Origin of the sequence: Campylobacter concisus, assembly GCF_002165785.1 — a bacterium.
Taxonomy (GTDB): domain Bacteria; phylum Campylobacterota; class Campylobacteria; order Campylobacterales; family Campylobacteraceae; genus Campylobacter_A; species Campylobacter_A concisus_W.
The window spans coordinates 1-6619 of sequence record NZ_NDYO01000017.1; the positions used below are offsets into that span (position 1 = coordinate 1).

General features: G+C 35.6%; 11 protein-coding genes. 4 read left to right on the forward strand and 7 right to left on the reverse strand.

All coding sequences use genetic code 11. The annotated features are described in order from the left end of the window. Positions 1-818: 818 nt before the first annotated feature. The 6 genes from B9N62_RS10050 to B9N62_RS10075 form a co-directional block, all read right to left on the reverse strand. A complete protein-coding gene (locus tag B9N62_RS10050; RefSeq protein ID WP_087585371.1) occupies positions 819-1292 on the reverse strand; it encodes a hypothetical protein in 474 nt (157 codons plus the stop codon). After that, on the reverse strand, positions 1289-2458 hold the full coding sequence (locus B9N62_RS10055; protein ID WP_087585372.1) for an AAA family ATPase: 1170 nt from the start codon (positions 2456-2458) through the stop codon (positions 1289-1291). The genes B9N62_RS10050 and B9N62_RS10055 overlap by 4 nt, the downstream gene beginning before the upstream one ends. 98 nt (positions 2459-2556) lie before the next feature. Continuing rightward, positions 2557-2739: a thermonuclease family protein gene (locus tag B9N62_RS10900; RefSeq protein ID WP_257640248.1), complete on the reverse strand. Its 183-nt coding sequence runs from the start codon at positions 2737-2739 to the stop codon at positions 2557-2559. A gap of 34 nt (positions 2740-2773) precedes the next feature. Then, positions 2774-3649, reverse strand: a complete 876-nt coding sequence (locus B9N62_RS10065) for a hypothetical protein (protein WP_087585374.1) — start codon at positions 3647-3649, stop codon at positions 2774-2776. Next, on the reverse strand, positions 3636-4085 hold the full coding sequence (locus tag B9N62_RS10070; protein WP_087585375.1) for a Panacea domain-containing protein: 450 nt from the start codon (positions 4083-4085) through the stop codon (positions 3636-3638). Before B9N62_RS10070 ends, B9N62_RS10065 begins: the two co-directional genes overlap by 14 nt. 286 nt (positions 4086-4371) lie before the next feature. After that, complete coding sequence (locus B9N62_RS10075; RefSeq protein ID WP_087585376.1) at positions 4372-5058, reverse strand: S24 family peptidase; 687 nt, start codon at positions 5056-5058, stop codon at positions 4372-4374. A gap of 121 nt (positions 5059-5179) precedes the next feature. Between B9N62_RS10075 and B9N62_RS10080 the strand changes: the two genes are divergently transcribed. Both B9N62_RS10080 and B9N62_RS10085 read left to right on the forward strand, forming a co-directional pair. Beyond that, complete coding sequence (locus B9N62_RS10080; RefSeq protein WP_141083220.1) at positions 5180-5401, forward strand: hypothetical protein; 222 nt, start codon at positions 5180-5182, stop codon at positions 5399-5401. After that, positions 5398-5598 carry a hypothetical protein gene (locus B9N62_RS10085; protein WP_087585378.1) on the forward strand — a complete coding sequence of 67 codons (201 nt, stop codon included), beginning with the start codon at positions 5398-5400 and terminating at the stop codon, positions 5596-5598. Before B9N62_RS10080 ends, B9N62_RS10085 begins: the two co-directional genes overlap by 4 nt. Here B9N62_RS10085 and B9N62_RS10090 read toward each other — a convergent pair. Next, on the reverse strand, positions 5567-5761 hold the full coding sequence (locus B9N62_RS10090) for a hypothetical protein (protein ID WP_087585379.1): 195 nt from the start codon (positions 5759-5761) through the stop codon (positions 5567-5569). The genes B9N62_RS10085 and B9N62_RS10090 overlap by 32 nt on opposite strands. An 85-nt stretch (positions 5762-5846) precedes the next feature. Between B9N62_RS10090 and B9N62_RS10095 the strand changes: the two genes are divergently transcribed. Continuing rightward, the gene (locus tag B9N62_RS10095) at positions 5847-6116 is read left to right on the forward strand and encodes a hypothetical protein (RefSeq protein ID WP_087585380.1); all 270 of its coding nucleotides are present in this window, start codon (positions 5847-5849) and stop codon (positions 6114-6116) included. An 82-nt stretch (positions 6117-6198) separates the two neighbouring features. Then, a partial coding sequence (locus B9N62_RS10100) for a helix-turn-helix domain-containing protein (protein WP_180382196.1) occupies positions 6199-6619 on the forward strand: 421 nt, incomplete at its 3' end.

Here is a 6619-nt window from a genome sequence, read left to right on the forward strand (position 1 = left end):
GATAAGCGCTTTTAGGCTCTCTAAAGCTTGCTCTAGGTCATTAATGTTTTGCATAACAGCTCCTTTTTCTAATAGAAACCTTGCTCGCCACTGCCAGCTAGATGTTAGAAATCAATTTATACTTAAAGGAAAAATTTGTATATGAAAAATATTTAGTGGGCTTTCACCTACCCTAAGCAAGCAAGGCTTTTATTAGAAAAAGCGGTGTTTTTCGTTTTATTGATAACCCTGTGAAAAACTATCCTAAATCAGGGCTAATTATGGTCGTTTTTTAAACGTCAGATGCAATTCATCGGCAAAATACCTCCGAATGCTTAACACCCTCTGCGGTGGTGCTACCTCGTAGCTTTAGGTTACGTAACCTCGGCGTGGGTCGCCTCTCCTTGTTTGGATAAGTAAATTGTAGTATAACTACATTTAAAAGAAGCTTAAAATTTGCAGTAATACTACATTTTATCTAAAATATTTTTTATGGTATAATTTTAAAAAAATGGTGGCCTTAGGCTAGCAATTAGCTGGGGTTATAGTAATTTAAACATCGACGTCTTTATCGTATTACTCTTTATTGTTGTGGGCGTAATAGCTTATTTAGTATTTTTTAAAATCAAGGAGGGCAATATGAGGAAAAACGTAATTGGATTTGCTAAAAAATGGCAGAGAAGATCGGTGGCGTTGTTTTGAATAAATTGCTAGCCTAAGATCAGCGCCTTCTCCACTCCCAAGGCGGGATAGGCTCTTTATCTCGCCAAAGCCCGAGCTTTTGAGACTTTGCCTTGTTTTCATGCGCGACACGCTCATAGCCCGGGGCATAGATGTGATTATTTTACGATAGCATTGTTTTGATTATCATAGTGCAACGTTAGTTTCTCTTGTCCGGATGTAAAAATAAAAGAAAATCCTTCTTGCTTTGCTCTTAGTCCTTGTTGCTGTTTGATTGTGCTAGCTCTTGGATTGCCTGTGCCCACGATAGCTCCGTATGTCTTATTTCTGAAGCCTCCGAAAAGTCGATTTGTTTGGAATATTTGCTCATATGCCGTTTTAATATCGCTGCCCTTGAGTTCTACATATAATATAATGTTACATCCCGCGTCTTTTTTCTCGGAAACGACGGCATAATCGCATTTTTTACCGCTATAACACTGATAGCAGGCGGTAAAATCCTCGTTATCTACATGCAGCTCCAAAAAGGCTTCATTATTGCAATCAAATATCAAGTTTGATTTTGAACCCTTATCCTTTAGGCTTATTATTTTACAATTTCGCGTTGCTGTCGCTAAAAAGCTGTCTATCATTGCAGTTCCATAAGCCTTTCGAAATCTTGCATAATACTTCCAGAAACGCTATCCAACTCATCTGCATTTATCAGATTTGTTTCTTTATCTATGATCGATTTTGCAACCCCGCCCTCTATAAGGTAAGCACTGCAATTCTCAGCATCTAATAAAAATTTATCGTCTATTATCTCGGTTACTTTTTCTTTTAGGCTTTGATCCTGCTTTACGAGTTCGCTAGCATATAATAGATTATTTACCGACGTTAAAATATACGGGCTATGCGTAGATAAAATTAACTCTGGCGCATTTTTCGTTTTTTGCAATGAAGCTAAATAATACGCTATTCGTTTTTGCTTCTCTGGGAATAGGTTTGCTTCTGGTTCTTCGATAAAAATATCCATAAAACTTTGTTTTTCATTGTTTTTTAAATAGTCTTGCAATCTTCCCAAATTTTCAAAGACTGCTCCATTAACTATTAAGCCTGTAAGTGTATTGCTAAAACTATTTGCAAAATCATAATGCTCAGCAAAATAGCTACATATAAGCTCTATTATCGATAAGTTTTTTTCGCCTGAGCTAGCATTTTCAAATTTAATTTCACTACCTTTTCTAGTAACATATATTTGATCATACGCTACACGTTTTTTGCTGCTAATAGACAGATCTATTGTGTCTAGATCGTATTTCTTAAAATGATAGAAACTTTTATAAAAATTTTCTATCATATCACTAGTATAATAAGAAAATCTAGCTCTTTTCCCACTAGGGCTTGATAAGATCTCGGGTAAAGACGACCTTATATCGTTTAAAAATAATATTTTTCCAATTGCTAAACTATTTTTCTTTATATTTTTATACTTTGGTGTAAGTTTTCCATTTTTAATAACTATAATGCTAACATCGTTTTCCAAAAGTTCTACATAGGTATCTTTTGTAAAAAAATCCTCTAGCATAGAGTTTTTAAGCAACCCATCAAGCCTAAACCTTAGTGCATCTGTCTTTGTTTTTGAGTGTTTTAGTATCGCCTTATATTGCATTTTTTTATAGATCCATTTTAATAAACTAATAGTTCTTAAAATAATGCTTTTGCCTGTGCCACTATCACCGATAAAAATCGTAAAAGGTTTGATTGTTATTTCGCAATAATTAATAGGCCCTAGTTTTTGTATGATAACTTTTTGCATATTTTTTTTAAACACCTTTTTATATAAAAAGCATAGCTTTTCACAAATCACTATACGATTATTTTAACAAAAAATACATTTTCTAATATTAAACACCCTTACTTTATCCCATAATCCTCAAACGTAAGTCCTTTATACACTCCACAATGGACTTTACCGCAGACTTTACCAGCTATCAAATTTGCCAAAAACTGCTTTGACTTCTTGCCGTATGGCTGCTTTAGTTCGGGTGCGTCAATGCCGTATAGTCTTACTTTTGTTTGTTCTTTACCGCTTAGCACAGTGATCGTGTCGCCGTTAGATATTTTTATGACTTTACTTTGCTCGGCAGTTAGCGAGATCAGAGGCGTTAGTATTAATAGTAGTCGTACTATTAGTGGTTGTTTTATGCTCATATGGGTGGTAAAAATACCATGCTACAGCAGTAAGGATTATAATAAGTAACATGATAATATTAAATGAGTTTAGCGACTTAAACTTGGAGCTTTCATCATCTTTTCCATAATGTATCTGTTTAATAAACGAAAATAAAGAATTAAGGATATTAACTATAAAAATAGCAATTAGCGATATAACTGCAATTAGCCTATAAATACTAGCCTTGTCTATATTTTGTAAAACGGAAGTAGAAAAAGCAAGACTGCTTACAAACGCGAGGACGATAGAGGCAAATATACCTAGGATAGTAATATAATTTTTTTGCATATCCTCGGCATTTTTCTTTATATCGTTTGTTTGCTTTGTAAGATCATCGACTTTGTTATTCGCTTCTTGTATTTTTGAGTTGGTACCTTGTATCTTGGGGAGTAGGTATTTTAGCCTAACTAATTCTAAATTTAAGTGATCATACAGCTTAAAAATACGCCCTCTTAAGCCCCTGTCGTTTATTTCCTCAAGGATTGCTTTTATGCGGCTTACCATAGCTTCCAATTTTGAATAATCAGCTTCGGTTATGTTAAATAAATACATCGTTACGTCAGAATAGCTATGTCGGAAATCCTTGTCATAAATTCTCAATAGCTCTTCTTTTAATGTGCTATTGCTTATATCTATATCGCATAGTTTTTCTAAGAAAATTTTTATCGGATCGTCATCTTTTTTAGGGAGCTCGGGAGGGGCGGCGTCTTCTTGTTTTATAAAAACCTCCGATGCCTCAACGACATCGGACGGTTTACGATTATTCTTTCTCATTCTTTATATTTTGCGCATATTCTCTTAGTAGCTCATTTGGAATTTTTTGATGATTGCCTGCCACGTCGTGATATATTTTACTCCACGGGGTGTTGTCTCTATGACTATACTCTACTAATGCCCACGCATCTATTTTTGCTAAATGGTCGATATTGTTTATAATCGAATTTTTATACTCTTCAGGCAAATCGTTTTCCGGCTTTTGCCTAATTCTTATCGAACTGGCCGCGAAAAAAGAGTATTTATCATAAACATCTTTTAGAACCGGCCCATATTGCCAAGCCTCAAAATCTTCATCGATGAGTTTTTTATCAAAATTAATTAAGAAATTTATCTCTAAAAAGTAAAGCATTTTTTGGAGCTTTAAATTACTAACTGGCATATCCAAATCAATGCATCTATTGACTACGTGTCCCGCTAAATCCATCGCTTTCATTTTTTGCTCCTTTCGATAAAAAATCAGTGAAATTATATTAAATTTTTAAGACATTTTGTGTCTAATTTATGGTTTAAAAGTATAAAATTTTAAAAGAACTGTTAAAAAAATCGTGAATTATATCAAAAAATAAACTATTTTTGTACATATTTTAGCAAAAAATATACCATATTGAGCTGAAATTGATCTTTTTTTAAAAGCAGGCTCGAACGATACCTGCTTTTTCAGATCAAGCCTTCCCCTAAAACCTCTTTGAATTTATGGAGTAGCTGCCGACTACGTGGAGTTAAAACCCTAGCTCTTTTATTCTGGCTTTTCTGCCATTGCGAACAGATTTTTTAATATCTACAACCTTAATCTTGCGCATATTTTGTAGACTCTCGTCGTTTTTACTAAATTCTTGCGTTTCAAAATCTTTATTGAGAGGTACAAGATAAAATTTGTTTCCTTTTTCAATGTAGACTTTAATAGCGCTCTCCCCGTTAAGCTGGTAGTGTATTATGTCGCCGCTTCCTACTGTGGACAATGGGTCGCAAATAACCTCGTCGCCCCTTTCAATAAGCGGGCTCATACTATCGCCGTCAGCAATAACGGCGTAAAGCTCTTTATTCCAATCCTTAGCCCCCATAGAAGTATAAGTGTCTGCCTCTTGATATGCGTTTTGCGTAGGGATGCCGTAGCTAGCTGTACCGACGATCGGGACTTGCTTGACCGTTGAATATCCCTTGACGATTTCTTCGGCGATTTCTTCGTCTATTGTCGCCAAATTTGAGAAAGGTTGTTTTAAAATGTCGGCCATTATTTTTATCTTTTCAATTTCCGGCTTATTACCTTCTCCTCTAAACCAATAATTAATCCCATCCACAGTAATAGGCTCACCGCGATCAGTAAGCATTTGAGCCATTTTGGCGTATGATATTTTTTGCTCTCTCATTGCTTTTTTGAAAAAGTATTTGTTAAAAGTATATTGCATTTTTACACTCCCCCTTAACAAAAGTATTGTAGTAATTATACATTTTTTCTAAGAAAAATATACGCAGTTAAACTACATATTTTAAGCTTATTTTAAATGTAGTTTGACTACAATTATGCTTATGAAACAATATACGTATGAAGAAATAAAAAGATTGCATTTACAAATAGGTTCAGAGGCTTGGACGGCCAGTAGAATGTGTGGCAGGTGTGGAATATCCGACAAAAGGCTAAAAGAAGCAAAAAAAATTAGGCCTGATATTCCGACCGACGTTATCAAATTCCCTAAAGAATTCGTCGTCAAAGCCAAACAGCTCAAAAAGGCTAAAAAGGAGAGCAGATGAATGAAGATCAAAAAATAGACTACGAAGCGCAGGCCAAGCGTTTCGATAAGGCTTTTAGAAAAATAAGCAAAAAGTTAAGGGAATTTGAGCGAGACGACCAAACTAAGCTGATAAAGCTCATCGCGGCTAGGTTTAACTACGACGAGCGACTAAGATACGATGAGCTCAAGCTTGCTTCGTTATTTCATCGAAAATAACGTTGTAAATGCTAGCGGCTTCTTTTGCAACATCGGTTTTGGCTACGTCTTTGTATCTAGCCTCACCGTCTTCCGGGTCATATTCGGTGTCGGTATGCGTTTTTAATCCAGCCGCGCCGATCACGATTTTAGTTAGTTCTAATGCTATTTCTTTATCTGTCATATAAGTCCTTTTTGTGGATTTCTTGGCTTGGTTACTTTGAAATTTTAAAAGGGCTTATCTGAAAGATAACTTTAAGGAGCGTGCAATGGTAGCGAATAACAGCCTAGAAGCATACAACAAACTAAAACCTGAGCTAAGCGGCAAACGTAGAGCCGTTTATGAAATGTTTTGCCAGCACAAAGAGGGTGCGACAAGGCAAGAGATAGCACGCTGGTACAACGTGGCAATAAACAGCGTCTGCGGGCGTGTAAATGAGCTAATAGCGCGCGGCTTCCTGATAGAGATCGGATCAAAAAAAGATGTGATAAGCGGATGTAGCACAGGGGTACTAAAACCTACGGAAAGGATAGCGTGATGGATACTCCATTATATCTTTTAGTGGCTCTTTGTGCTATGGCGATACTTGACGCATTTATAGAAACTTGGCGGGGGTTTAAATGAGTGATAATTTGCAAAATGGATATGCGATTTGCTTTAATTCTTGGCTATTTGATGAAAGAATACAAAACGAGCTTAGGCTTTTGCTTATAATCTCCTCATTATCGGCTAAAGAGGGGTATTGCTACGCCAATAATGACTACTTAGCAGGCAAACTAAATAAAACATCGGTTTGGGTTTCAAGCGCCATTTCTAAATTAAAAAAATATGGCTACATTGAAACTGAGTTGCAAAAATTTGGAGCAGTGGTAACAAATAGAAAAATCAAACTACTTGCCCTAAATAACGAGGAACAACCGCCGTTAAAAAATCCTTTAACCGCTGATAAAGAAAATCTAAACGCCGTTAAAGAAAATTTTAACGGCGATGCAGAAATTTTTGAACCGCCATATAATGTATGCGCGCGTAATAATAATAATA